At 37.6% G+C, this 24,763-nt stretch carries 25 protein-coding genes; 2 read left to right on the plus strand and 23 right to left on the minus strand.

From position 1 onward, the window contains the following. Positions 1-13 precede the first annotated feature (13 nt). Positions 14-1,543 (plus strand): phytoene desaturase family protein, encoded by a 1,530-nt coding sequence (locus F564_RS0101535; protein WP_028121048.1) that lies wholly within the window; start codon positions 14-16, stop codon positions 1,541-1,543. A gap of 121 nt (positions 1,544-1,664) precedes the next feature. Here the strand turns inward: F564_RS0101535 and F564_RS0101540 are convergent, their stop codons facing one another. From F564_RS0101540 to F564_RS0101665, 23 genes are all read right to left on the minus strand, one after another. Then, a complete protein-coding gene (locus F564_RS0101540) occupies positions 1,665-2,837 on the minus strand; it encodes a DUF2062 domain-containing protein (protein WP_034980424.1) in 1,173 nt (390 codons plus the stop codon). After that, positions 2,838-3,323: a hypothetical protein gene (locus F564_RS0101545; protein WP_028121050.1), complete on the minus strand. Its 486-nt coding sequence runs from the start codon at positions 3,321-3,323 to the stop codon at positions 2,838-2,840. 1 nt (position 3,324) lies between these two features. Further along, positions 3,325-3,699, minus strand: a complete 375-nt coding sequence (locus tag F564_RS0101550) for a 3-hydroxyacyl-ACP dehydratase (RefSeq protein ID WP_185094323.1) — start codon at positions 3,697-3,699, stop codon at positions 3,325-3,327. Between the two features lie 3 nt (positions 3,700-3,702). Next, the gene (locus tag F564_RS0101555; protein WP_228373826.1) at positions 3,703-4,173 is read right to left on the minus strand and encodes a hypothetical protein; all 471 of its coding nucleotides are present in this window, start codon (positions 4,171-4,173) and stop codon (positions 3,703-3,705) included. 130 nt (positions 4,174-4,303) lie between these two features. Next, positions 4,304-4,930 (minus strand): outer membrane lipoprotein carrier protein LolA, encoded by a 627-nt coding sequence (locus F564_RS0101560; RefSeq protein ID WP_034980427.1) that lies wholly within the window; start codon positions 4,928-4,930, stop codon positions 4,304-4,306. Positions 4,931-5,032: 102 nt separating this feature from the next. After that, a complete protein-coding gene (locus F564_RS0101565) occupies positions 5,033-5,776 on the minus strand; it encodes a polysaccharide deacetylase family protein (protein WP_028121054.1) in 744 nt (247 codons plus the stop codon). Positions 5,777-5,809: 33 nt separating this feature from the next. Further along, positions 5,810-6,871 carry a beta-ketoacyl synthase N-terminal-like domain-containing protein gene (locus F564_RS0101570; protein WP_028121055.1) on the minus strand — a complete coding sequence of 354 codons (1,062 nt, stop codon included), beginning with the start codon at positions 6,869-6,871 and terminating at the stop codon, positions 5,810-5,812. Next, positions 6,868-8,067, minus strand: coding sequence for a beta-ketoacyl-[acyl-carrier-protein] synthase family protein (locus F564_RS0101575; protein ID WP_028121056.1), 1,200 nt, complete (start codon positions 8,065-8,067; stop codon positions 6,868-6,870). The genes F564_RS0101570 and F564_RS0101575 overlap by 4 nt, the downstream gene beginning before the upstream one ends. An 82-nt stretch (positions 8,068-8,149) precedes the next feature. Next, a complete protein-coding gene (locus F564_RS0101580) occupies positions 8,150-8,407 on the minus strand; it encodes a phosphopantetheine-binding protein (RefSeq protein WP_028121057.1) in 258 nt (85 codons plus the stop codon). 88 nt (positions 8,408-8,495) lie between these two features. Next, positions 8,496-9,035 carry a hypothetical protein gene (locus F564_RS0101585; RefSeq protein WP_028121058.1) on the minus strand — a complete coding sequence of 180 codons (540 nt, stop codon included), beginning with the start codon at positions 9,033-9,035 and terminating at the stop codon, positions 8,496-8,498. 18 nt (positions 9,036-9,053) lie between these two features. Then, on the minus strand, positions 9,054-9,239 hold the full coding sequence (locus tag F564_RS20085; protein ID WP_228373827.1) for a hypothetical protein: 186 nt from the start codon (positions 9,237-9,239) through the stop codon (positions 9,054-9,056). A 95-nt stretch (positions 9,240-9,334) separates the two neighbouring features. Then, positions 9,335-9,574 (minus strand): hypothetical protein, encoded by a 240-nt coding sequence (locus tag F564_RS0101600; protein WP_028121059.1) that lies wholly within the window; start codon positions 9,572-9,574, stop codon positions 9,335-9,337. A 40-nt stretch (positions 9,575-9,614) separates the two neighbouring features. Next, positions 9,615-10,748, minus strand: a complete 1,134-nt coding sequence (locus tag F564_RS0101605; RefSeq protein WP_028121060.1) for a beta-ketoacyl synthase N-terminal-like domain-containing protein — start codon at positions 10,746-10,748, stop codon at positions 9,615-9,617. Positions 10,749-11,041: 293 nt separating this feature from the next. Beyond that, complete coding sequence (locus tag F564_RS0101615) at positions 11,042-11,461, minus strand: acyl-CoA thioesterase (RefSeq protein WP_028121062.1); 420 nt, start codon at positions 11,459-11,461, stop codon at positions 11,042-11,044. Between the two features lie 440 nt (positions 11,462-11,901). Continuing rightward, positions 11,902-13,164, minus strand: coding sequence for an ABC transporter permease (locus F564_RS0101625; RefSeq protein ID WP_028121063.1), 1,263 nt, complete (start codon positions 13,162-13,164; stop codon positions 11,902-11,904). Further along, positions 13,154-13,906: an ABC transporter ATP-binding protein gene (locus tag F564_RS0101630; RefSeq protein ID WP_028121064.1), complete on the minus strand. Its 753-nt coding sequence runs from the start codon at positions 13,904-13,906 to the stop codon at positions 13,154-13,156. The genes F564_RS0101625 and F564_RS0101630 overlap by 11 nt, the downstream gene beginning before the upstream one ends. A gap of 1 nt (position 13,907) precedes the next feature. After that, positions 13,908-14,903, minus strand: coding sequence for a BtrH N-terminal domain-containing protein (locus tag F564_RS0101635; protein WP_028121065.1), 996 nt, complete (start codon positions 14,901-14,903; stop codon positions 13,908-13,910). Continuing rightward, positions 14,903-15,307, minus strand: a complete 405-nt coding sequence (locus F564_RS0101640; RefSeq protein ID WP_028121066.1) for a hypothetical protein — start codon at positions 15,305-15,307, stop codon at positions 14,903-14,905. The genes F564_RS0101635 and F564_RS0101640 overlap by 1 nt, the downstream gene beginning before the upstream one ends. A 7-nt stretch (positions 15,308-15,314) precedes the next feature. Further along, entirely contained in the window at positions 15,315-15,758 is a 444-nt protein-coding gene (locus F564_RS0101645; RefSeq protein ID WP_028121067.1) for an ABC transporter permease, read from the minus strand. 76 nt (positions 15,759-15,834) lie between these two features. After that, a complete protein-coding gene (locus tag F564_RS0101650; RefSeq protein ID WP_028121068.1) occupies positions 15,835-16,266 on the minus strand; it encodes a hypothetical protein in 432 nt (143 codons plus the stop codon). Next, entirely contained in the window at positions 16,266-17,405 is a 1,140-nt protein-coding gene (locus tag F564_RS0101655; RefSeq protein ID WP_028121069.1) for a beta-ketoacyl-ACP synthase III, read from the minus strand. Before F564_RS0101655 ends, F564_RS0101650 begins: the two co-directional genes overlap by 1 nt. Before the next feature lie 3 nt (positions 17,406-17,408). Next, complete coding sequence (locus tag F564_RS0101660; protein WP_028121070.1) at positions 17,409-18,320, minus strand: hypothetical protein; 912 nt, start codon at positions 18,318-18,320, stop codon at positions 17,409-17,411. Between the two features lie 39 nt (positions 18,321-18,359). Beyond that, a complete protein-coding gene (locus tag F564_RS0101665) occupies positions 18,360-21,983 on the minus strand; it encodes an MMPL family transporter (RefSeq protein WP_228373829.1) in 3,624 nt (1,207 codons plus the stop codon). Positions 21,984-22,137: 154 nt separating this feature from the next. On the opposite strand from F564_RS0101665, the gene topA reads away from it, so the two are divergent. Beyond that, positions 22,138-24,708, plus strand: a complete 2,571-nt coding sequence (topA, locus tag F564_RS0101670; RefSeq protein ID WP_028121072.1) for a type I DNA topoisomerase — start codon at positions 22,138-22,140, stop codon at positions 24,706-24,708. Positions 24,709-24,763 lie beyond the last annotated feature (55 nt).

The following is a 24,763-nucleotide window of genomic DNA, read 5'->3' on the forward strand; positions in this document are numbered from 1 at the left end:
ATTCTAAGAAAAAATGAAAAAAGAATACGACATATTGGTCATTGGCAGCGGTCTCGGCGGTCTTGTTTCTGCACTTATTTTAGCGAAAGAAGGCCTGAAAGTCTGTGTACTCGAAAAAAACAACCAGTATGGCGGAAACCTCCAGACTTTTTCACGAGACAAACTTATTTTCGATACAGGAGTTCATTATTTGGGCGGATTGTCTAAAGGGCAAAATCTCAACCAATATTTCACCTATCTCGGCATTATGCAGGACTTGGATTTGAAAAAAATGGATGAGAACGGCTATGACAGAATCACCTTTGATGGCGATGAGGTGGCGTATCCGCATTCTCAGGGTTATGATAATTTCGTGGAACAATTGGCCAAGATCTTTCCAGAGGAAAGACAAAACCTCGCGAGATATGTGCAAACCATCCAGAATGTCTGTGCTCTCTTTCCACGGTATAATCTAAAAAGTGATCCTTACAATGAAGATAGTCTGTACATCAATGCACGGGATTTTTTAAGGTCTGTAACGCCCAATAAAAAGCTACAGGTTGTCTTGTCGGGATCTAGCTTCCTTTACGGTGGAGTCACAGCAAATACGCCGTTGTATGTTCACGCTTTGACGGTGGATTCTTACATTCAAAGTTCTTATAAATGCGTCAAAGGTGGCAGCCAAATTTCCAAACTGTTGATAAAGCAACTTAGACATCACGATGCAGAAGTGTATAAACATTCTGAAGTGTCCGAAATGATCTTTGATGAAGAAAACGGTTTAAAGTCTGTTAAAACAAAAAATGGGAAAGAATTTTACGCCAAAAAGTTTATTTCCAATATAGAAATCAGAACCACTCTGGATCTGGTGGGGAAAGAGCGTTTGAAAAAATCTTATACCAATAGAATCTGTGATCTGGAGCCTGTTATCTCGTGTTTCAGTGTCTATCTGGTGTTAAAACCGAAGTCCTTTAAACATTTTGATCATAACTATTTCCATTACCGATCCGAAGATTTGGTTTGGCAAAATCCCAATATTTCTCCAGATTACTGGCCTGGATTTTATATGCTTTCTTCAACAGAATCAAAACGTTATCTGGGATTTGCGGAGAGTTTGACTGCTTTGACTTATATGAGTTATGACGAGGTGGAAAAGTGGGGAGATACGTTCAATACCGTTGCGGAAAAGTATGAACGCGGAAAAGACTATGAAAAATTTAAGGAGGAAAAGGCAGAGAAAGTCCTTTTTGAGATAGGAAAAAAATTCCCGGAATTACGTACAATGATACAATCTGTTTACACCTCTTCACCACTTTCTTACAGAGATTATATCGGTGGTTACAAAGGTAATATGTATGGCTTCGTAAAGGATTCTGACCATCCTATGAAAACTATTTTTTCTCCAAAGACAAAAATCAGCAATCTGTTTCTTACGGGACAAAGTGTGAATATGCACGGGATTTTGGGTTGTACAATTGGCGCGTTCAGCACCTGCTCTGATATTTTGGGCAAAGAAGTCATAGACGAACGCTTGGAAAATGTCACAGAGCAAAAAGATCGCTGATAGCATTTTTTTTACCCCTTGGCGAAGCGCAACCCGACTTGAACGGAAATCCTTTTTTGTGGCTGGAAAAGCGTAGGCAAAAAGATTGGGAGTGGAAGGCGGAAAAGTTGCCCAAATAATCCTACCCGTTTTCAGGATTTACTTTATTTAAAAAAAGATAAAAACCAACGCCCAAAATAGTAGAAACAGAACTGGCCAAAATGAGACTTCCAATAATGTACTGAAGCAGGTGATTTTTCACCAATTCGAAATTGATTTCGTGATTCAGAAAGTTGGTTTCTCCATCTACGAACGGCGCACCAATAAAGAGAGAACCCGCAATAATAAACGGAATAAATGGCGGGAAACTGATGTTTGAAGAAACAAATGCCAGCACTTTGTTGAGTTTGAAAATAACAGCCAAAGATATCGTTAAAGCCGTTTGAAAACCCCAAACCGGCGACAGACCAATGAATGCACCCAAGGCAATAGAGAGCGCTTTGGTGCGGTTGCTCCCGTCGCTTTCCAAGACATCTTCTTTGATGAAGCTCCTGAAGCTTTTCTTTCTGAAATTATGGATAAAATTTCTGGGCTTGATGTACACCAAAGCGAAAAAAACCAAAATCGTATTCAGTATACTGATTCTTGTAAAATCTTTAAAAGGTCTGAAATGAGAAACTCTTTCCGCAGGATCGTACAAAACTTTTATAGGAATATTCTTCACGGGAACGTGTCTCCAGGCGGTTCGGACGATAATTTCAATCTCAAACTCAAACTTTGGAGTATAGTACTTTTCCGGAATTTTATGTAGAGGATATAATCGGTAACCAGATTGCGTATCTTCCAGCTTGATTCCGGTTTCAAACCAAAACCAAAAGTTAGAAAACCTGTTACCGAAACTGCTTTTTTTGGGAATTCCGTCTTGTGACATATTCCGGTTTCCGATAATTAAAACATCTTCGGTTGCATTCTGTAATGCTTCAATAAAAACGGGAATGTCGTCTGGATAGTGCTGTCCATCAGAATCTATAGTAATTGCGTAGTTATAGCCAAGATCCTTTGCTTTTCTGAAACCGATTTTCAAACCATTTCCTTTACCCTTATTTTCAGGAAGATTGATGACGGTAAGCTGAGAGTAATTTTCTAAAATTTCTGAAGTAGAATCCGTAGAACCGTCATTAATGATGATGATGTTTTGTGTATATTCTAAAACACCGTTTATTACTCTTTTTAAAGTTTTTTCGTTGTTGTAAGTAGGAATTAAAACGCAGATTTTCTTCTCGTTTATTGCATCTTGTACTTCAGAAATCAGCATTTATTTCAATGAGTTTTTTTCCGTTGCTGTCATTGTTTTAGACTGCATTGCAAATTTTTTAATATACACTTTCAGCACAGAATTTTGCCTTGTATAGTTACTCAAAATATAGGCTTTGTCTTCTTTTAAATTCTTAGAATATCCCACAATTTTCGGAATATTTTCTTGTATACTCATTCTGATGAGTCTCATTTCTACGTTGTTGGGGTTAGATTTTATCACGGTTTCCAACTCTGTAGCGCCAGATTTTACGAAAGATTTTCTTTTGTTTTTTTCTGTTGTCACTTTGGCTTCCAAAATTTTTGCAGCAGCTTTGTAACCTTTGATTAATGGGTCAGAAGAAGAGCTTTTATCAGCCAATTCAATGAAGTTTTTTGCGCCTTCGTTTGAGGTATTGGCTTTAGAATAAGCATTTCTAAGGGCATCCAAATCTGATGTTTGAAAAAATAAAAACAAACCAGTGAAAAGAGATAATATCAGTTTCATCTTAAATTTTAGTATAATTAACAGACATTTTCAATGCAATAGTCTCGCCAAAAGCGGTAGTGTTTTTCACTTTAACTTCGGTTTCACTTTCGGTAATGATGAAACTTAAATCTAAATCTGGCGTCTCAAAAGGATTAATAATCGCCATAAATTTTACATTGGAAGCAGATTTTAGGAATAATTTTTTTCCGGTAAACTCCTCCGTCAATTCTTTTACGATCTGCATCATACAAACACCTGGTGTTACAGGATTGCCTGGGAAATGGCCCTTAAATATTTCGTGATCTTTATTGAGGGAAATGTTGGCAATAAAACTTCCGTTTTCCGTCTTTTCAGAGGATTTTAATGTGTAAAAATCTGTAAGAATAGTCTGCATTATTTATTCAGTTTCAGTGATTTGGAATAATTTTATATTGATTTTAAAATCTTTATGGTCAAGAAGAATCATCTCTGCAAAAGTAGGTTTTTTTGCATCAAAACTAAAATCGATTTTTTCCTTATTGCTCTTGGTATAAATGATTTGTTTCAGCAAACTATTTTCTTTGTTGAAAAACAAATAATAGCTTTTCTTCTTAGTTTTCGAGAGGTAAATTCTTGAGTTTTCATTTTCAAAACTTTCGTTCACAAGGTATTTTTGCCTTAAAAATTCCTGAAAATCATTTTTCAAAAAATTAATAACCATTTTTTTATCTAAATCTGCCAAAACATAGTTGAGCTTAAAATTATTTTCAGAAATTTCAAAATCAATCATTTTATTGCCAAAATCTGATGTCATCACCACCCGATGTGTGTCATCTGATATTTTTTTGATGATTAAAATTCCGCTGACGTGATTTTTATAAATATCCATCTGGCATTTGTATACATAATCTTCTTTCGACGAAAAATATAAATTTTCAACCGTTTTTTCGAAATTTGAAATAGGTTTTACATCTTTTAGCTGGTACGTCTTACAAGAAATCAACAGCAGAAAAAGTGAACTATAAAGAAAACTCAGCAGCAGGAATCGGCGCATTGATTTTGGTGTTTTTGAAAACAATATTCGTGGTGTCGCCCGAAGCTTCGGTCATATTCACTTGTGAAACGGTGGATTGGTTTTTAGGAAAATGAAGTTCAATCTGTTTGATGTATTTCAGTAATTGAGGAGATTTTGGTGTAAACTTGGCGATGTTTGAACTTCCATTTTTAAAATATGAAACTACAAATTCCGGATCGCTAAACATTTTTCCGTTAGAACTTCCTACAATTAATTTGTTGATCTTTTCAAAAGTTTTGCTTTTTGCATCCACCGAAGATTTTTTTCCTTGGTCGTTGATGAAAATTTTATTTTCCTTGAAGATAATATTGTACTGATATGGTTTTGTGTACTTCCAGCTTAAGTTATTTGGGGATTTTAAAGACATTCTGCCTTGCGTGACAATATTTTTATCTAGAAAATCCATTTTTTTGGTCTGAACAAAATCACTTTGCAAAGTTTTAATTTCCTTAGTTTCAGACGAAATTTTGTTTACAAATGCTTTTGATTCAGCACCTGTCATTGCCGTATTTTGTGCAAAAACAAAACTTGAAATTAGTATAAATGTGGTAAAAACTATATTTTTAATCATTGTCTGGCATTTTACTTTCAACCACAAAGATTTCACAAAGGTCACTATTTTAAAGTTATTTGACTCACGCTTTGTGTTCTTCGTGAAAATTTCTTCGTGGACTTAGTGGTTTTTGAAATTATCAATTGTAAAAGTCGAATACTTCATACGTTCCAAAAATAACAATAATTCTACCAAAACATTGTAGGTTTTTTCTGAAGTATCGTGCAGCAGAATTACACTTCCTTTTTTTAAATTTTTTGTTACTCTTTTCAGAATTTTATTTTCTTCAACAATTACGGTGTCTAAGGACCGAACGTTCCAGCCGATACTCTTTTTATTTGTTTTCTTGATGGCTTTAGCAATATTAGGATTGGTTACGCCAAAAGGTGGACGGTAAAGATTGGTTTTAATATTCCCGATTTGATGAATCACTTCATCACACTTTTCAATTTCCTTAATCATCTTTGAAGTAGATAAAAATCCGGTATTATTAGAATGTGAAAAGGTGTGATTTCCTATTGTGTGACCTTCCGCAATAATTCTTAGAAAAGTTTCGGGATATTTTTCAATCTGTTTTCCGATGCAGAAAAATGTGGCCTTGATGTTGTTTTCCTTCAAAACATCTAAAAACTTCGGCGTAAACTCAGTAGGTCCGTCATCAAAAGTCAAAGCGACTTCTTTTATTTTCGTTCGTTTGTGGGTAAAATTGTTAACAAAATATCCTAACTGAATATCAAACGATCCCCAAATTACAACTACTGAAAATAGAATGAAACAAAAGATGTAGACCCAAATAGTTCCCTGAAACCCGAAAATAATAAGGTTGCAAAACAAGTAAAATAGGACGAAAGAATAGTGTTTCATTTTTTTATGTCTGTAAACCTCCAAGGTTTGGTTTTAAGCCTTCTCCAGCAAAACCAAACTATGGTCTTTTCCTCCAAGATGATTATAGAGAAGAATATTTTGAATGTTTTCCCTTTTCACATCATTAATTTTCATCACTTCTGGAATCTCTTGATTTTTAAGAATCTTGCAAGCCATAAACGTTGAAAAACCACTTGTTGTATTGTATTCGCCACTCAAATGCTTGTAATAAAGTAGTGAAGAATTTGGAAATAATTCAGATGCATTTTTATAATAAACATCAGATGCAGAATCTCCGCTGAAACCAAAAATTACAGCATCAAGCTCTTCGTTTTTCAACTTATTTTTAACTAAAAAATCCTCAATGAATTGTTGAGTTTCGTTTAATTCTAATGAGTTAATAATTTTAATATCTTTTAGTTTGGCATAAGAATTTTCAGTTTTCTCTTTTCCTAAAACAAAAAAGCTAGAACCTTCGCCCCAAATTACGCCTTCACTTTTTGAGTTTAAATAATCAACCGGAAGATTTTCTTCTTTTTTAATGGCATTGGTAAGCTTGTACAGTTCCATTGTTCGCTCGGTTTGCTCGTCTGTAGAACCTACCAAAACATTGTCTGCTTCACCGTCCAAAATCTGAAGTTTGGCATCCAACATAGAAAATTCCAGCGAAGAAGAGCAATTAACGTAAGTGAAATTATAGCCGTGACATTGCAGTCCCAAAGCGATTTGTCCGGCAACGGTGTTGTGAGTTGACTGGATAAAAAAGGTAGGCGTCAAAAACTCTTCATCGTTATCAATCACATTTTTCAGAAATTTTTCAGAATCTTGTGAACAACCCATTCCGGTTCCTACGATGATGGCGTCGGGTTTTTCAATTCTAGCTTCTTGTAAAGCTTTTTTGGAAGCTACGGAACTCATTTTCACTGTTTTAGACATTCTTCTGCTCATCGCTGGCGGAATGAATTCTTTGTAATTCGGTTCAATGGCTTTTAAAACTAGAACTGTATTTTCAGATTTTAAATGGTCTAAGAAATTGTCGTTTAAAGTGTCCTGAACCGAGATGCAGGCGGCACTGTTGATGTAAACGGTACTCATTGTTTAGAGAAAATTAAAGTTGAACAGTTTCCTCCAAACCCAAATGAATTGGAAAGTACGTGGGTGATATTTTTCTCCTTCAGTTCTGTAACTGGCTTCAGGTCAAATTCTTCCATTTTTGTTTTGAAATTAAGATTTGGAAAAATCACATTGTTCTGCATTGCTAAAATAGAATAAACTGCTTCAATTCCCGCCGCTGCGGCTAAAGTGTGACCAGTAAACGCTTTCGTAGAACTGAATTCAGGAACTTTGTTTTCCCCAAAAATCCGAATCATTGCAATGCCTTCAGACAAATCATTGTTCGGAGTTGCGGTACCGTGAACGTTGATGTAATCGATGTTTTCTTTATTTAAACCTGAGACTTTCAATGCTTTTTCCATTGCAAGATAAGCACCTTGTCCGTTTTCCGAAGAAGCGGTTTGGTGGTGCGCATCGTTGGCATTTCCGTAGCCGGAAAGATAGGCAATTGGTTTTTTATTTTCTTTTTTTACAATTTCGTCAGATTCCAAAACCAAGAAAGCAGCTGCTTCGCCCAGATTAAGACCTTTTCTGTCGTTGTCGAAAGGGGTATTGTAAGAATCAGTTAAAATCATCAGCGTATTAAAACCATTCAAAGTAAACTTCGAAAGTGAATCTGTTCCGCCAACAATCACACGGTCTAGGACGCCGTTTTTAATGAGTTTTGCGCCCATCATAATCGCATTGGCTGCAGACGAACAGGCTGTGCTGATGGTAGAAACTATTCCTTTCAGACCCAACAATTCTGCAATCGCCAAAGATGAATTTCCTGCGTCGTGAGCGTCGATGTATTTTTGCTTTTCAGGAAAATCTTCGTAGGTGTAGAAATATTTTTCGGTGACATCCATTCCTGCAACACTTGTAGAGGAAATAAGGCCGGTTTTGTATGCGTTGATATCCGATATTCCGGCACTTTCTACGGCTTCTTTTGCAGCAACCATTCCCAATAAAGTGGTTCTCGTTGCTTTGTTATCTTCACTAAGTTGAAGTTTCCGCACAAGTTCTTCGTTAGATAATTTTATCTCGCCTGTTTTGATGCTTCCTTTATGGCGACTTTCAAACAATTCAATGTCTGAAATACCGTGTTTGCCGGTTGTGAGCGAAATAAAATTTTCCTCAACATTGTTACCAATGGAGGAAATAATGCCCATTCCTGTAATGGCAATTTTTTGACTCATCTTTTACAAATGTAACAATGTAGCAATGTAACAGTTTACCAATAATTGCCAGACTGTTACACTGTTAGATTGGTAAATTAATTTATTTTGTTCTGTTTTCTTCGATGTATTTCGCCATCACTTCGATAGACTGGAAGATTTCTTTTCCTTTTTTCGGATCAGCCAATTTAATTCCGTAGTCTTTGTCTAGAAGTACAATTAATTCTAAAGCGTCGATAGAATCTAAACCAAGACCACCACCGAAAAGTGGATCTGTATCTTTGATTTCTTCTACTGCAACGTCTTCAAGGTTAAGAACTTCTATAATTTTGTTTTTTAATTCTAATTTTAAATCTTCCATTTTTCAAAAATTTACCAATGTATCAATGTATCAGTTTACCAATTGGAACTGAAGTATTGTTACATTGTTATACTGTTATATTGTTAAATTACGTAGTCAGCAAATATACAAAAGCTTTATAACTTTCCTGATATAGTTCCACCCAGCCACACAAGACTTTTTCGGCTTTTCCAGATTGCAGAATCTGTGCCGAATAGGAGTTTAAAAATTCTTCATCAAATTGATCTAAAACGAAAAACGCATTTTCGGTTTGCATTTTATGTTTAATGCTGATTTCTCCTACGCAGATATTGGGTAAAGTGTACACAAAAACCGCAGGACTCGGGAAAAAATCTTCCTGAGAATTGATGCTTTGCTGGTATTTAAAATCCGTATCTAAACTTGAAGATTTGTTGGCGAAAACCAAAGCCGTTTTGCTGTGATCATCGTTTTTCAGAATCATTTCGGAAGCGAGAAAAGCGAGTTTGCTGAGATGATCCATCTTATGAAATTTGGGATAATTCAGTTCTAAAGTTTTGTAGGCTTCTTTCGCAAAGTCTGAGAAATTTTCGGTTTCAGTTTCAAAAATAATTTGTTCGTTGAGGATTATTTTTGAGTTTTCTATGGTACAAATGTCTGTTTTCTTCATTAAGGTTTTTCAAAAAGGTTAAGGCTTTTTTGTTGGATTTTGATGAGTGTTGAAAACAGAAAGCACAATTATTTTGGAATCAATAATGTCAAAAACGATGAGATATGGAAACTTTTGAATAAAAGCTTCTCTATAATTTTTTTTAAGCTGGAAATGTTTCGGATCGTTTTGAATTCTACGCAAGTATCTATCTAAATTTTTCATAAATTTTTATCCCAAACCTTTCTGCGCATTTTCATAATAAATATATGCTTCCAGAATTTCCAGGCTTGCTTCTTCCTGTAAAATTAATTTATAGGTCATTTCAAAGCAGATTTTGCTTTTTCTTTGACTTCCTCCCAAGTATACGAAGGCGTTTCTCCTTTCAAATGCTTTTCCCTTTCAATTTCAAGCTTTTCATAATACCAATCAGGAATTGCTGGATAGTTGTCTTCCTGCTCCTCAACATTAATAATTCCGTTAATGATGCGCAGAATTCTCTCATCTGCAATATCGGTGAAGTCGTGAATTCTTTTTCTGAGTTCTAAAGTAGATTCCATTTCCTAAAACTTTAATGCTATCAAAATTACAAAATTATTTTTATGCTTTTTCCAAAACAATTGCCGCATTACATCCGCCAAAACCCGAAGCCGTTTTCAAAATATATTTAATTTTTGCCGATTTATTTTCCTTAATAATATTCAAATCCTGTGAAATGCCCATTTCTTCAAAATTTTTAGAAGGAATCAAAGTATTGTTTAAGGCAGATTGCATAGAAATAATACTTTCCAAAAGTCCTGATGCGCCCAAACAATGTCCATAATAACCTTTCATACTGTTGAGGGGCACATTTTGCAAATCCATTCTGTTGAAGGCAATGGCTTCCATCTCGTCGTTGTAAAGTGTCGCTGTTCCGTGAGCGGAAATGAAATCTATTTGTTCTGATGAAATATTTGCTTCATTCATCGCATTTTGAACGCTGGCAAACAATCCGTCGCCAGTTCTTGATGGGCCAGAAATATGATTGGCATCGTTAATGGCAGAATCGCCTAACACTTTAAACCGAAATTTTTCGTTTTCTGATGGAGTGGAAGTGATGTAAGCTGCTGCAGTCGCTTCGCCCAGATTAATTCCGTTTCTGTTTTTGTCATAAGGTTTGCACGGTTCGCTTCCAATGGCTTGAAAAGAATTAAAACCCGAAATCACAAACTCAGAAATCTCATCTCCAGCAACCACAAAAGCGTCTTTATAGTTTCCTGCCAGAATCATATTTTTCGCAACAGCAATCGCCATCACTCCAGAAACGCAAGCGTTGGAAACCACGATTGGTTTGGTTTTAAATCCGAAAAAATCTGCTAATTTTTGAGCTAAATTCGAGAGATAAACACCTTCCGGTAGAGAGCTTTCGTGCTTTAATAAGCTGATGTTTCCCTTCGTTGTGGAGAGAATAAAAGCGGTTTGATCTGAAATCGGATGTCTTTCTACTAAAGGTTTCAGACTTAGTAAAAACATTTTTTCAAGTCTTGTGAAATCCTTATTGTTGAAGTTATTATTAAATTTTTCTTCCAGCTTTTCAGAATCAATTTTAGAAACAAAAAAAGCTTCGTGATTATCAACAACTTTATGCAGTGCAACGCCAGATTTTCCTTGCAAAATTGCTTTCCAGTTTGATTCTACATCAAAACCCATAGGCGTGACGCAGTTGTAATCTGTAATGTAAATTTCTTTGTTCATTAACTACTAAAATTTTTGAATCTTATTTTGAAAACATTATTGCCGATTAAATACAATTAACAGGTCGCTCCTACGGAGCTTTAATTTTTGAATAATTTTTTCTATTATCAGTATGCTCCTAACGGTGCTGTGTTTATTCCTATCGGGATTTACTGTTAATAGAAAAAAGTGAAACCACCAAAAACAGAGCTCTAGAGGAGCGAAATGTAGATTTGTCTTGTAAACATCGTGTTTGTCTGTTTTCATCGGACAACAATTTTTTAAAAAGCTAATAGCCAATTGCCAAAAGCCATCTAAAATCCCATTTTGTTTTTCCAAGCCAGAAAAAACTCGGGATTGTACAGGCATAAATTATTGTCGGAATCCAGAAAAACCTGAATGGTTTCTCCACTGCAAACCAATTGATTTTGCTGATTGAAAATCTCGTATTTGAAAATCAGTTTCGCTGACACAGAATTCACGAAAGTCGTAACGATGTTGAATGTTTCACCGTATTTCAAAGGTAGAAAATGTTCGCACGTACTTTTCACAATCGGTGTTACAAATCCCGCTTTTTGGATGTCGAGATAGGTTAAGCCGTGTTGTCTTCCGAAAGCTTCTCTTCCATCTTCAAAATACACGATGTAATGGCCGTGCCAAACAATTCCCAGCGGGTCTGTTTCGTTGAATCGTACGCGTACTTCTTCTGTACAAGTTATATTTTTAGACTGCATTTTGTATTCTTTTTTTTTACCACAAAGGGCACAAAGGTTTTCACAAAGATTTCACCAATTATAATCTGATAAAATTGAAATAAGATTATCAGGTCGCTCTTCTAGAGCTTTAATTTTATCAATATCTATTTGCTATTAACAGTTTGCTTCTAACGAAGCTTTGCAAAGTCCCATCGGGGCTTACTGTTAGTAGAAAAAAATGAAGCCCCAAAAGCAAAGCTCCAGAGGAGCGAACTGTTTATTTATCTTTCAACTTTGCCAAAGTTTTGTCTCTTTGATAGGGTTGACGAAACGTGAATTTCCAACGAAATCCCTAGCCCTGATGGGAACGGCATCCTTTTTTGTTATTGCGGTTGCTGACGGGTTCAATAGATAACTTCACTTCGTTCGCAATGACAAAAAAGATATAGTGGACAGCAGGTTCCCGGCTCCTAAAAAAATCACACACTATTTTGTTTCCTCTCATACAATAAAGAAACAGTTACCATCACAATATAAAATAAAAATAAGAAAATAAGTTCTTTGGCAATTTCGCCAATCCCGCTGTTTCTTAAAATGATATCGTAATACGCATTCAGCCCCCAATTCATCGGGGAAAACTGCGCAATTTTCTGCATAAATTCGGGCATCAGGAAAACCGGAACCCAGATTCCGCCAATCGCTGCCAAAACCACCACTGAAGTTGCTCCAAAGGGCGCCGACTGCTCCTGAGTATTGGACATTGTTCCGATTAAAACCCCAAATCCAATCGCTGCCAAGCCCGCAAAAAGCGTAACAATGAGAAGGTGGAACATTTTTCCGGAAACATCAAACTGAGGCAAATCCATCAGTGGGAAAAGCCAGATTCCTACCGCTACCATCAGAAGAAACTGGATGACGCAAATGATAAGATACGTCAATGTTTTTCCTAAAATATGAATGTAATACAGCGTAGGGCTCACTCGAACTCTCACGCTTGTTCCCTGGCTTTTTTCTTTCACCAAATTAATAGACAAAGGCACCACAATGAAGAAAATCGCAAACAATGCCCAAGCAGGAACGTTGTGCTGAACAGAATTCGGTATTAGTTCTTCCTTGCCTTTGTTCGGCGTGATTTCTTTGAAGCTAATTAAGCTTTGATTTTTAAGGTCTTCCGTTGTTCCCAGTTGATCTTGGAAAGCTTTGTATATTTTTTTATTCTCGATTTCAAAAACCATTTTATTGATGGAATTCATCACAGAATTTTTGAAACCTGCATTGGTTGCAGGGTCGAAATAGAGATGAATGTTTTTCGCTTTAGAAGCCACGGCTTTTGTAGCAGTAGAATCGGTCTCCAAACCAAACGAACTTACGATGGCTTGAACTTTAGAATCAATATTAGAATTTAAATCTTTCGTTAGATTTTCGGGGATGACGATGGCCATTTGATAATCACCAGAAAAAACGGCATTTTGAGCGGATTTTTCATCATAATTGGTGAGTAAATCAAAAGTTTTACTGCGTTGAAATTCTAGTTTGATGTTCTTAGAAATTTCAGATTTATCTTTATCGATAAAAATAATCGGAATTTTTGAACCTTCCAGATTTTTGAATGTCGAATCCTGAATTAAGGTAATTGTAATAATCAGCAACAACGGCATCAGAAATATAATGACAATTCCGCCAGAATCTCTTTTCAATAATTGAATTTCTTTGATGAAACTTCTCCACAATTTATACAACATCTCTCAATTCTTTTCCGGTTAATGAAATGAAAACATCCTCTAGGTTTTCGGCATTGGCAATTCTTTCTACCAATTCTTGCGGAGTTCCCGTTGCGTGGATTTTTCCGTGGTCTATGATGGCGATTTTTGTACAAAATTCCTCAGCTTCAGATAAGTGATGCGAGGTGTAAATAATGCACGTTCCTTTTTTATTTAGATCTAAAAGATAATCAATTATTGCTTTTTTTGATTGAACATCAACGCCAACGGTCGGCTCATCCAAAAACAGAACTTTCGGATTGTGGAGCGTTCCTGCAATCAAATTGCAACGGCGCTTCATTCCACCGGAGAACTGATCTACTTTTTTATTGGCAAATTTCGTTAGACCCATTAATTCCAACGCTTCATCGATGGCTTTGTGAAGGTAATTGTTCTTCAAACCATACAGACTTCCGAAGAACAGAAGGTTTTCTTTCGCCGTCAGAGTCGGGTAGAGCGCATATTCTTGAGGAACAACGCCAATGATTTGTTTGATTTTAGAACTGTCTTTTTTCGGAGACAATCCGTTGATGGTAAAACTTCCTGAGGTTGGTTTAATCAAACCAGAAAGCATAGAAATCAACGTGGTTTTTCCTGCTCCATTGGGACCGAGAATTCCGTAGATTTCGTTTTTATCAATATTCAAAGAAATATCATTAACCGAAAAGTCTTCCGAGTTTTTGTATTTCTTGTAAAGGTTTTTTATTTCGATGATATTCTCCAAACTAAATCGCTTTTCGTAGTTTCTTATAAAAAGCCTCTTCCAAATCAGCAATATGCAACATCGATTTTGAAAGCTGATTGTAAATGTCGCTTTTCGAATTTCTATTTTTGTAAACTCTGGCAATATCCACAGCAAAGTCTCTCCATAGATCACCGATGGCGGTAATTTCTTTGGATAATTCCTTTAACTCGTCATTTTTAAGAATCACAGCTGCTTCCTGTAAAAAAGCACCGTAAATAAATCTAAAACCGCCACCGCCGGTCCCGATTTCTTCCTGCATTCTGATCAATTGTCCGAGATAATGATTGGTCACTTTTGTGCCTTTTTTCTCGGCCCATTTGGGGATGCTTTTGGCTACCCAACGCATTGCTTTTACGCCGATAATCGGAACGGGAGCCAGCATATTTTTGCAGGTATCTTTAATTCCTTTTTTAATAGCTTCTTCCAGATTTACATTCTCAGGAATGTGTGTCGGGAAATACATATGACCTTTTGGAGCGAGTGCGCCTTTTGCATAGCGAACTTTTTCAAGTTCAGCTTCCGTCAAAGTTGTTGCGAAATCCATTACTGGGTCGCTGATGAGGAATTTGCCGTCCTCTTTTCCGTAAACCACAAGGTTGTGAGCGTTGAAATGGAATTTATATTCTTCAGGGAAATACGTGAGGTTGAAAACTCCGACTTGCAGACCTGTCGGGATATTTTGTTCTAAATTTTTTTCCAAAGCAGCCTGAGCTTCTTTAGGATTTGAAAATTTTATTCTTTTGATTTTAATTCCAAGCCTTTTTGCAGCCTTGCTGAAAATAGCTCCCGGCATCGGACGGTAGCTGAAACCCGGCGCAAAATTGACTTTTAAGAAAGGCAGATAAACGAAAAACAATCCGGAACCGATTCCGAAAATCATTGGTTCGCTGAGTTTCAAACCTCTATTGAGAAGTAGATTGGAGGCAACACCGTTTTCGCAGTGGGCAGTCTGATGGTGTTCAAAATTCAATTTCATTATTTACCGTCGAAGTTTTTGAGTTCGTCTACCGAAATTCCGAACGTATCGGCATATTTCTTCAAAGTAGAATCACTGAGTTTTTTGAAAATTTTTGGTTTTGCGTGTCTTTTAACCGTCCATTGCCACATTCCGACGTAAGCCGCGAGAACCTGCAAATCCATTTTGTTAAATTCCATAAAATAGATGATTGGGCTCACAATCTGGTTGGCAACGTTTTGTTTTGCCTCTTCAATTCTCTCGTTGATGAGCGCCATAGATTCATCGAGTGCTGCTTTTTTGGCGTCCCAGCCGATGCTGTTGGCGGTAGTGTAATTGTTGTTTTCATCAGTCACATAGAGCATCTCCGTCATATTTGCTGATTGAAGATTGCTTTCATCTTGTGGAATATCTTGTTTTTTCATCTGATTCTTAGTTTTTCAATTCCTGGATAAACAAATTGATTTCTGCCCTTGTCAATAATTGTTCATTCATAAAAGTCTCGCAGAAAATATGGCAAATGTTCTCGTATTGAGAAATCATCGATGCTTTTGAGATGATATGGTCTCCCACTTTGGGTAAGGCAAAAATCTCTATCTTTTTGATATTGGTAATGAAACCGATGACCTTGGTTTCTACCTCAGGATTCTGAAAAAAACTTTGTCCAAGAATTGATGAACAGGTTTGTGCGACATTTTCTATCAGTCCGGCTTCTACAAATTCATCATTGATAAGAAAAATATTATCTGTTCTGATTTCGAAAGAAGTGATAACGGTTTCCGGAGTGAGTTCCAAAATATAATCCGTCATCAGCATTGGTTTGCGATGGGGAAGAAAATTGTGGATGTTGATTAAGTTTTCGGCCTTCAGTTCCATATTTTATTTTAACCACAAAAGTCACAAAAGCAGTTTTTGATTTTCCTTTTGTGACTTTCGAAGTTTATTTTTTTTATTATTTCACAACGGTTTTCATCTGCGATTTCGCAATTACCGTCTCATTGATTTTCGTGATGATTTCAACCAAAGTTACGCCCATCATTTCATTCAAAATTGTGGCTTCAGAAATCAATTGGTCGCCAACTTTCGGTAAGCTCTCCGCTTCGAAAGATTTGATTGCGCCGATGTAACCGGTCGGAGATTCCTTACCCAAGAGAAAATATTTGTAACCAGTATGCAAAGCCACAGTTTGCGCTTGATGTTCAATTAATCCTGATGCTTGAAAAGTGCCTTCGTTTACAAAAATGTGATCTTCCTTAATCGTGAATTTCGAAACAAGGTGACTTTCAGAATAGTCAGAAACTTCGCCAACCATGACGAATGGAAACCTTTGCGGAATCAGACTTTCTACAAAATCTTGATCTGAGTTTGGTAGAGTAGTTTCCATTAGCAAACCGTTAACAAGGCACAAGAATAAGCGAATCTTCCACTTTCCGGAACACAAAGAAGGATTTTTTCGCCTTTCTTCAATGTCCCGGAATTCATCAACTGTTCAACAGCGATGAAAATAGAACCGGCACCAATATTTCCTACTTCGGACAGGTTGTAGAACCATTTTTCCCAAGGGAAATCTAATCCAACATTGGCGAATTCTTCCTTCAAGCCATCTTTGAAATAGCCGGAAGAGATGTGAGCCAAAACATGATCCACAGATTCTGGATCCAACTGATGTTTATCAAAAGAGGTTCTGAGGCTTTCTGCTCCTTTTACCAAAATGTATTTATCAAGAATTTTGGTGTCTTGCTTCAAAGCGAAGATCGATTGTTTCAGCCATTCGTCAGAAGGATAATCTGCCCAGGATTTTAGGCTTCCGTCTTCTTGTTTTTCACAGCCAGAATACATACAAGCTTCAATCTGGTGTGCGTAAGAATAGAAATCGATCCATTCTATTCTCAGAGAAGTTGTATTTTCCCTTGGTTTATTTTCCAGCAAGAAAGCACCTGCACCGTCAGATAGCATCCATCTTAGGAATTCTCTTTTGAAGGCGACAATGGGTCTTTCTTCCAGAAGTTTGAGGTTTTCTGCCTCGTGGTCAAATTTGTCAGCGGTCATCCAGGAAGAAAATCTTTCAGAACCTACACAGACTGCATTGTCCTTTACGCCTGCTTTTACAGATAGGAATCCATAATTCAGGGCGTTCATTCCCGAGTTGCAAAGTCCCATTGCGGTATTCACCTCTACAGATTTTCCAATGTTGAGCTCGCCGTGAACCATAGAAGCATGCGACGGTTGGATCTGGTCTGCAGAAGTGGTTCCGCAAGACAGCAGTTCCATATCTTCTTTTTTGAAATTCTCATCAAAAAGTCCATCAATTGCCCTTGCTGTTATTTGAGCATTGGTATGCGTTGGGTTTCCGTTTTTGTCCAAGGCATAATACCTTGTTTTGATCTGATTGTTTCTGAGAATCAGAGCTCTTGCTTTAGAAGGTGTGTTGTTTACCAATCCCAGGTGTGTTTCCATTTCGTCATTAGACACGGGGTCGTTTGGTAAGTATGTGGATGATTTTGTGATGTATACGTTGCTCATCTTTTATTTTAAATTTATGCCTTGTAAATATTCTCTTTGCTTTTTTCTTTTGGACCATAATAATGGTGCCGCCAATATATGGAAAACCAATACAATAGGTGAAATAATCCATATGGCTGACATCAAATATACCTTAAAGAGGTTAATCAGCAAAGGACGTTTTTCTTTTTTTGTGATAATCAAATTGGACCAGACGGTGAAAATTTTATTCCCTACTTTTTCTACGCGGACCAAAAATGGGCGGATCTCGACGGCTCCGTTTTTCACCAAGTCCGGCTGTAGGTCTTGAAAGTCGTTGGTGCGGAAATGCGCTTCAATGATCTTGCCATACTTGACAGATCCTGTAATTTCTTCGTCAGAAATGCCTGCCGCTGGTAATAATCCTGATTTTTCTTTTTGTCCTGTGGTGAGCCATCGCAGGATGGTCAAAACGCTTGTGTAATTGTCTCGCCTGTCTACCAATGCGATGTTCCCAACCAATTTGGCATTCATTCTTTTCAGATAGACTTTCAGTTTTTCCTGTGAAAGCATCCACATATTTCTGGTTGCGGAAATGGTCACCACGGGTGTGTCCTTGAGGATGTTTTCTGCAAATCCACTTTTCAAAAATGAAATAATCGGGATAGACGGTGTGAGATACCACACCTGATAGCCAAAAAGGATAAGGTCGAATTTGGTGTTCTGTATTTCATCGGATGGTGGGAGTATGTCGCTCGGGATCTGCAAATAGGATTCGGGAAAAGTGTTGAAAAAGACATCACTCGGCCAAGGGAAAGGAAAATCCTGTTTCAGCTGAATGTTGTAATAGGTGACTTTGTATTGTTCATTATTTTCAAACGGTTGGGCGATGTTTTTGACGATATCTTCCAGTTGTCCGGTTTGCGAATAATAGATGACAAGTATGTTTTTCTGCATTATATCTAATATGTAACAAAAATAAGATTTTCAAATTTATTATTTGCGTCTCATTATCTTAATTGATTCTGTATTGTGAATAAGGTTAAATTCAAAATGATCAGAAAGCGAATTTTCTGCATTGAGAAAAATCACAGTTTCTGGAAGATTCTGGATTTCGGAAAGATCAAAATTTTGATCAGAAATCAAAATGACATCAATACTTTTATGGACGTCAGATACGTGTTGGATGTAATTTAGCTTTCGTCTTTTGACAACATAATTTTGTTCTGCAATCGCGCGTTTTTCCTGGTTTTTTATAAAACTAAAGATGTTCCTGCTGGCTTGCTGCATGGTCAGAAGAAAGTCTTTTTGCCCAAAATCATCCGCGATGTGAAGAATGGTCGCGTCTTTAGCAATATGCTTATTCAGCTCAAAATAAACCGATTTATTCGTATTGAAATCTTTCTTAATTTCTTTTACAACATCGCTTTCTTTATAAAGAAAACTTAAAAATAATTTCTTTTTAAAATAATTTTCATCCTCAATTTCACTTCGCAGTTTTGCAAATTCTTCGCGGAAATGTGCATTTATTTTTTTTGAACGTTCAGAATAGGTTGTTCCAAATGATCCATTATCGTTACGGATTCTTTCACCTATTTTTACAGTGATACTCCCGTCATAAATGATACAGTCACCTTTTGGCAAAACCTCAGAATTGCCGTGGATGTAGATGGGAAGAATATCGATCCCGAATTCCTCCGCCAGATAAAAAGCACCTTTGTGGAAACGCTTGATATCATTTGAAAAAGAACGTGCAGCTTCCGGAAAAACAATCAGAGAATAGCCTTGGTTGACCTTTTCACGCAATGTTTCTATGCCGTTTTCTATGCCCTGAGAAACAGGATAAAAACCCAAAGCCTTCACTATTTTTCCGAAAATAGGCGAGTCGTAAACCCAGTTGTTTACCAAAAAAACCATTTTGTGGGTCGTCATCGCAATGACCAAAATATCTAAAAATGACGTGTGATTGGCAATGATCACTGCTGGCTGACTGAAGTCTTCGTCCGGGTTTTTAATTATTTTTTTCTTCACAAAAAGATTACTGTACAAAACAGAAGCCATAAATTTGGCTAAGATCAATTTGATAATATCTAAAGTTTTCCCTTTTGCTTTTCTCACAAAAAGACTGCCGAAAACCGAGAAAAATAAGCCGCCCAAACCATAATAAGTAAAAGACAGGACAGCGTTCAAAAATAACCTTAAGGTGATTGGCGACAATCCTTTTTTCTGTCTGTTGATAATTAAAAACCGAAACCAGAACGGATATAATGTGGAGGTAATGATAATCACAGAAAGCATCCCGATCAACGCGACTAAAGCCAAAGAATGCAGCGCTGGATGTTTGGCAAAAATCAATGAACCAATGGATAAAACGGTCGTGAAAACGGCTAATATAATGGAAATGCGATACGTGGGAAGCTCATTTTTACCCGTCGTGTGCTCTTTCTGCATCGCCTTCGTTAGGAAAATACTGAAGTCGTCTCCAACCCCAAAAACCAAGGTGCAGACCACGGTGCTGAAAATATTAAGTTCTAATCCTAAAAAATATAAAATTCCGGCTGTCACAACACCCGTCAGAACAATCGGGAACATGGTAAGAAGTGTGAGCTCCAAATTTCTAAAGAAAACGATAATGGTCAAAAGAATCGCCAATAATGAATAATTAATCAGCGTATTGAAATCTCTTTTCAGCAATCCTAAAAAATTCTCATTCATCTGCTGACGGTCGATGGCGATGGCGTCGTGCCTCTTTTCCACGTCTTTGATGAACACATCTCTTTTCTTCTCGTCCACTTTGACCACATTCGAAACCGTGAAAAACCCATTCTCCTGACTCAGGAATTCTGAGATTTGGAGTGCTTTTATTTTTGAGTAATCTTTTAAGCTTAAAGTGGAGTAGGTTTTGTTTAAATTTTCATTAAACTGATCAAAAGCAGAAGACTTAAAGCCAAGTTTATGGCCATTGCGAACCAATGCTGAAATTGTTGAATCTTTCCTGTTGTCGTTCCAGAATTGTAGCCAGATTTCTACTTTTTCCTGCTGATCTTCTTTTGATAACACCACATTCCCAACTGAGTTATAACTGAGGATTTTACCTTCTTTTTTTTCTTTTTCCAGAAACTCACTCAGATCTGAGTTTCTCGCCAGAGCTTCCTCTTCAGAATTTCCGTATGAGATGGTGTAAATGGATTTCGATGTGATGTCGGACAGTTTTGCAAGTTTTGCTTCACTGATTTTTAAATCTTTCGGAATGTAATTGAGATCACCAATATCTTCATTAAAACCAACGTGGCGGAAACCAAACAAACATGCCATGATCACCACTGAACAGGCAATAATCAAGGGCTTATTTTTCTCGTAAGGATAATGCCCGATTTTGTCTATGAAATTGGTACGTAATTGATCTGAATTTTCTTTTGGACGATACAGTTGCGGAACAATGATCAAGGCCAAAACGGAAGAAAATAGAACGGTAATGGATGCAAAAAGTCCCAAATCTTTCAAGGCCTCAGAACGTACAAAAACCAGACACAAAAAAGAAACGGCCGTGGTGGCACTGCTCAGGATGATCGGCTGGGTGATTTCTTTGTAGAGCTCTTCAATATTATGGTTGTGCTTGTAATGCGTGAGAATATGAAGCGCATAATCAATCGTAATGCCAATCAAAATAGCGCCAACACTGAGTGAGATGGCAGAGATCTGATCTTTAACAAAATACAAAACCATCAACGCCAGCAAAACGGAAAACAGCGTTGGGAGAAAAATAATGATAGGCGTGAAAAAGCTCCTGAAATAATACATCAACAAAATCAAAAGTACGCTCATCGAAATAACCACCGTATTCTGAATGTCCTTCTTGATTTGCTGCGCATTAGCCACCGCAATCACCGGCGAACCGAAATAACTCAGCTCAGTTGTTCCTTTGAACTCTCTGTTGAGCTTGTCTTTGATTTCATTAAGTTGATTCACGAAAGCCTCATTGTTTTTGGTGTCGTTGCTTTTATACTTCGGCTCGATGAACAGCAGAAGGTTTTTTCCGTCTTTGGTAACGACGTAGTTGTCTTCGAGTTTGAAATCTTTGCTGATATTAAGCGCATTCAGCTTTTTGATGCCTAAAAAAGTGATTCCCAGCGGATCTTTTTTAATGAAATCTTTGGTCACCAAACTCGTAGGCGAAACCAAAGAAACATAATTGTTCTCAACCTGTTTGGCGATGCTGTCTTTGTTGACTTTCCTTTCGATTTCCTGATAATCGTTTTCGTCTAAAAACAAAGGCAGATTCTGATTGACGAAATCAAAGGTTTCAGAAATCTCGCTGTCATTCACTTTGCCTTGGATCGTGCTGATGTACTTTTCTAAAGGTTTTGTCTTTTCTAAAAATTGGTCCGCCGTTTCGGACAATTGGAAAAGATCGTCTTTCGATTTTTTTTCGATGATGACAATGATCTTATCCGAGAAATTGAGTTGCTTCAGAACTTTCGCCGTCAGATCAGACTTTTCATGTTTTGGAATGATTTGATTGATGTCTTCTTCAAAATTGATCTTCGACGCAAAAAAAAGACACAGCGCCGCAATTCCTAATGCAGTTGCAATAGAAAGAATTCTGTTTTTGGCGATCAAATCATATAAAAAAATGAAAAAGCGATGCATGATGTGTCTTAAACCTGCAAATTTAATGCTTTGATCGGTATAATTAATACCGGCTAATTCAAAATCAAGAGCTCTAAATTAGTTGTATAAAAAAAAACCTCTACTTTTGCAGAAATTTTCCAGTATGCCAAAAAATTTAGTAATCGTCGAATCACCAGCAAAAGCCAAAACAATACAGAAATATCTGGGTAGTGATTTTGAGGTGAAATCCAGCTTTGGACACATCCGCGATTTGCCTAAAAAAGGAATGGGAATAGACCTCACGAGTTTCACGCCCGACTATGAAGTGTCTGCCGATAAGAAAAAATTGGTAGCAGAACTGAAGGCTTCTGTGAAGAAGGCAGAAATGGTTTGGCTGGCATCCGATGAGGACCGCGAGGGTGAAGCGATTGCCTGGCATCTTGCGGACGAACTGAAATTAAAACCCGAAAACAGAAAAAGAATTGTTTTTCACGAGATCACCAAAAATGCGATCCTCAAAGCCATCGATAATCCAAGAGATATAGACCAGAATCTGGTGAATGCCCAACAAGCAAGACGGGTTCTGGACAGAATCGTAGGTTTCGAAATGTCACCAGTTCTCTGGAAAAAAGTAAAAACCGGGCTTTCCGCTGGTCGTGTACAATCCGTTGCCGTAAGACTGGTGGTAGAAAGAGAAAAAGAGATTCGTGAGTTCACACCAAAACCGAGTTTCAAATTAGAAGGCATTTTCTTAAATAATGCGCAACAAGAAATCCTGGCGAAACTGAAAAAAGATTTCGAGAAAGAATCTGATGCAGAGAACTTCCTTAATCTAGCCCAAACCACAGACTTCAAAGTTCTGAATGTAGAAACCAAACCTGGAACTAGAACTGCTTCGGCACCATTCACGACTTCTACTTTGCAACAGGAAGCTTCTTCCAGACTGGGTTATAATGTGACCAATACAATGCGTCTGGCGCAGAGACTTTACGAGGAAGGATTTATCACCTATATGAGAACGGATTCCGTGAATCTATCACAAGAAGCGATCAATGGTGCGAAGGCGCAGATCATCTCAGAATACGGTGAAAATTATTCTAAACCAAGAAATTATACTACCAAATCATCTTCTGCACAGGAAGCCCACGAGGCGATCCGTCCTACAGATTTCGCTTTGAAATCCATTGGTGATGTTCAGTTGAATAAACTATACCAATTAATTTACAGAAGAACGTTGGCTTCTCAAATGGAGAATGCGAAGATCGAAAAAACGGTGATCGAAATTGGAAATGCCAAATTACCGCAACATTTCGAAGCGCAAGGAGAAGTGATTATTTTCGATGGTTTCCTTAAAGCTTACGGCATCGTAAAAACGGAGGACGAAGATGACGAAAGCAATGAAAAATTATTACCAAAAGTTTCCATCGGCGAAGCTTTAGACTATAAAAAAATTACAGCGACAGAAAAATTCACGAGACCTTCTGCAAGATTTACGGAGGCTGGTCTGGTGAAGAAACTGGAAGAGTTGGGAATCGGTCGTCCATCGACATATGCACCTACCATTCAGACCATCCAGAACCGTGAATATGTAGATAAGAGAGAACTTGAGCCTCAGAAAAGAGAGATCGTGAAAATGACATTGGGCAAATCCGGTGTCAAAAAAGAAGTGCTCGAAGAGAAATTTGGTGGTGATAAAAACAGATTTATCCCGACCGATATTGGGGAAGTGGTGAATGATTTCCTGACCAACAATTTTGCTGAGATCTTGGATTACGGTTTTACGGCAAGGGTAGAGGAGAGTTTTGACCACATTGCAAGCGGCGACCAGAAGTGGAAGGAGATGATGACGGATTTCTATTCCAAATTCCATCCAAGGATTGAAGATGTGGAGGAAAATGCAGACCGCGCGAATGGCGAAAGGATATTAGGTGTTGATCCGAAATCCGGTAAAAACGTTCACGCAAGAATCGGAAGATTCGGACCGATGATCCAGATCGGCGAGCAGGACGATGAGGAGAAACCAATCTTTGCCTCATTGATGGCGCATCAGAATATTGCGACCATCACTTTGGAAGATGCTTTGGAAGTGTTCAGACTGCCTTTTGACCTGAAAGAAGTGGACGGGCAACCTGTTGCGGTTGGTGTGGGAAGATTCGGACCTTACGTGAAATGGGGCGAGACTTTCATCAGCATTCCGAAAGGTGAAGATCCGCTTTCCGTAGATCAAAACCGTGCGGAAGAGATCATTAATGAAAAGAAAGTGGCAGACGCGCCAATTGCAAGCTACAAAGGCGAACCAGTGACGAAAGGAACGGGGAGATTCGGGCCGTTTATCAAATACCAAAGTATTTTCATTAATGTTCCGAAACGCTATAACTTCGATAATCTGTCTCAAAGCGACATCAATGAACTGATTGATGCGAAATTGGAGAAAGAAGCCAACCGATACATCCAGCATTGGGAAGCAGAAAAAATCTCCATCGAGAATGCGCGATGGGGACCAATCGTAAAACACGGCAAGAATATCCACAAAATTCCTAAAAAGAAAGACGACACCAAATATGAAGCAGACGACCTGAAAGACGTTTCTCTGGATGAGGTGAAAAAATGGATCACGGCGCAAGACCCAAAAGCCTTCGTTGAGAAAAAGAAACCGGCCGCCAAAAAACCAGCCGCCAAAAAAGCGACAACAGCTAAGAAAGCACCGGCTAAGAAACCTGCTGCTAAGAAGTAATAGTTTTTAAACTTAATATAAAAACCCCTTTTGGATTTCAAAAGGGGTTTTGTTT

The organism is Epilithonimonas tenax DSM 16811 (genome assembly GCF_000428485.1).
In the GTDB taxonomy this organism is placed as follows: Bacteria; Bacteroidota; Bacteroidia; order Flavobacteriales; family Weeksellaceae; genus Epilithonimonas; species Epilithonimonas tenax.

Coding starts and splice junctions, on each gene's coding strand:
- F564_RS0101535 (WP_028121048.1), top strand. CDS start 14: ATGAAAAAAGAATACGACATATTGGTCATTGGCAGCGGTCTCGGCGGT.
- F564_RS0101540 (WP_034980424.1), bottom strand. CDS start 2,837: ATGCTGATTTCTGAAGTACAAGATGCAATAAACGAGAAGAAAATCTGC.
- F564_RS0101545 (WP_028121050.1), bottom strand. CDS start 3,323: ATGAAACTGATATTATCTCTTTTCACTGGTTTGTTTTTATTTTTTCAA.
- F564_RS0101550 (WP_185094323.1), bottom strand. CDS start 3,699: ATGCAGACTATTCTTACAGATTTTTACACATTAAAATCCTCTGAAAAG.
- F564_RS0101555 (WP_228373826.1), bottom strand. CDS start 4,173: ATGGATATTTATAAAAATCACGTCAGCGGAATTTTAATCATCAAAAAA.
- F564_RS0101560 (WP_034980427.1), bottom strand. CDS start 4,930: ATGATTAAAAATATAGTTTTTACCACATTTATACTAATTTCAAGTTTT.
- F564_RS0101565 (WP_028121054.1), bottom strand. CDS start 5,776: ATGAAACACTATTCTTTCGTCCTATTTTACTTGTTTTGCAACCTTATT.
- F564_RS0101570 (WP_028121055.1), bottom strand. CDS start 6,871: ATGAGTACCGTTTACATCAACAGTGCCGCCTGCATCTCGGTTCAGGAC.
- F564_RS0101575 (WP_028121056.1), bottom strand. CDS start 8,067: ATGAGTCAAAAAATTGCCATTACAGGAATGGGCATTATTTCCTCCATT.
- F564_RS0101580 (WP_028121057.1), bottom strand. CDS start 8,407: ATGGAAGATTTAAAATTAGAATTAAAAAACAAAATTATAGAAGTTCTT.
- F564_RS0101585 (WP_028121058.1), bottom strand. CDS start 9,035: ATGAAGAAAACAGACATTTGTACCATAGAAAACTCAAAAATAATCCTC.
- F564_RS20085 (WP_228373827.1), bottom strand. CDS start 9,239: ATGAAAAATTTAGATAGATACTTGCGTAGAATTCAAAACGATCCGAAA.
- F564_RS0101600 (WP_028121059.1), bottom strand. CDS start 9,574: ATGGAATCTACTTTAGAACTCAGAAAAAGAATTCACGACTTCACCGAT.
- F564_RS0101605 (WP_028121060.1), bottom strand. CDS start 10,748: ATGAACAAAGAAATTTACATTACAGATTACAACTGCGTCACGCCTATG.
- F564_RS0101615 (WP_028121062.1), bottom strand. CDS start 11,461: ATGCAGTCTAAAAATATAACTTGTACAGAAGAAGTACGCGTACGATTC.
- F564_RS0101625 (WP_028121063.1), bottom strand. CDS start 13,164: ATGTTGTATAAATTGTGGAGAAGTTTCATCAAAGAAATTCAATTATTG.
- F564_RS0101635 (WP_028121065.1), bottom strand. CDS start 14,903: ATGAAATTGAATTTTGAACACCATCAGACTGCCCACTGCGAAAACGGT.
- F564_RS0101640 (WP_028121066.1), bottom strand. CDS start 15,307: ATGAAAAAACAAGATATTCCACAAGATGAAAGCAATCTTCAATCAGCA.
- F564_RS0101645 (WP_028121067.1), bottom strand. CDS start 15,758: ATGGAACTGAAGGCCGAAAACTTAATCAACATCCACAATTTTCTTCCC.
- F564_RS0101650 (WP_028121068.1), bottom strand. CDS start 16,266: ATGGAAACTACTCTACCAAACTCAGATCAAGATTTTGTAGAAAGTCTG.
- F564_RS0101655 (WP_028121069.1), bottom strand. CDS start 17,405: ATGAGCAACGTATACATCACAAAATCATCCACATACTTACCAAACGAC.
- F564_RS0101660 (WP_028121070.1), bottom strand. CDS start 18,320: ATGCAGAAAAACATACTTGTCATCTATTATTCGCAAACCGGACAACTG.
- topA (WP_028121072.1), top strand. CDS start 22,138: ATGCCAAAAAATTTAGTAATCGTCGAATCACCAGCAAAAGCCAAAACA.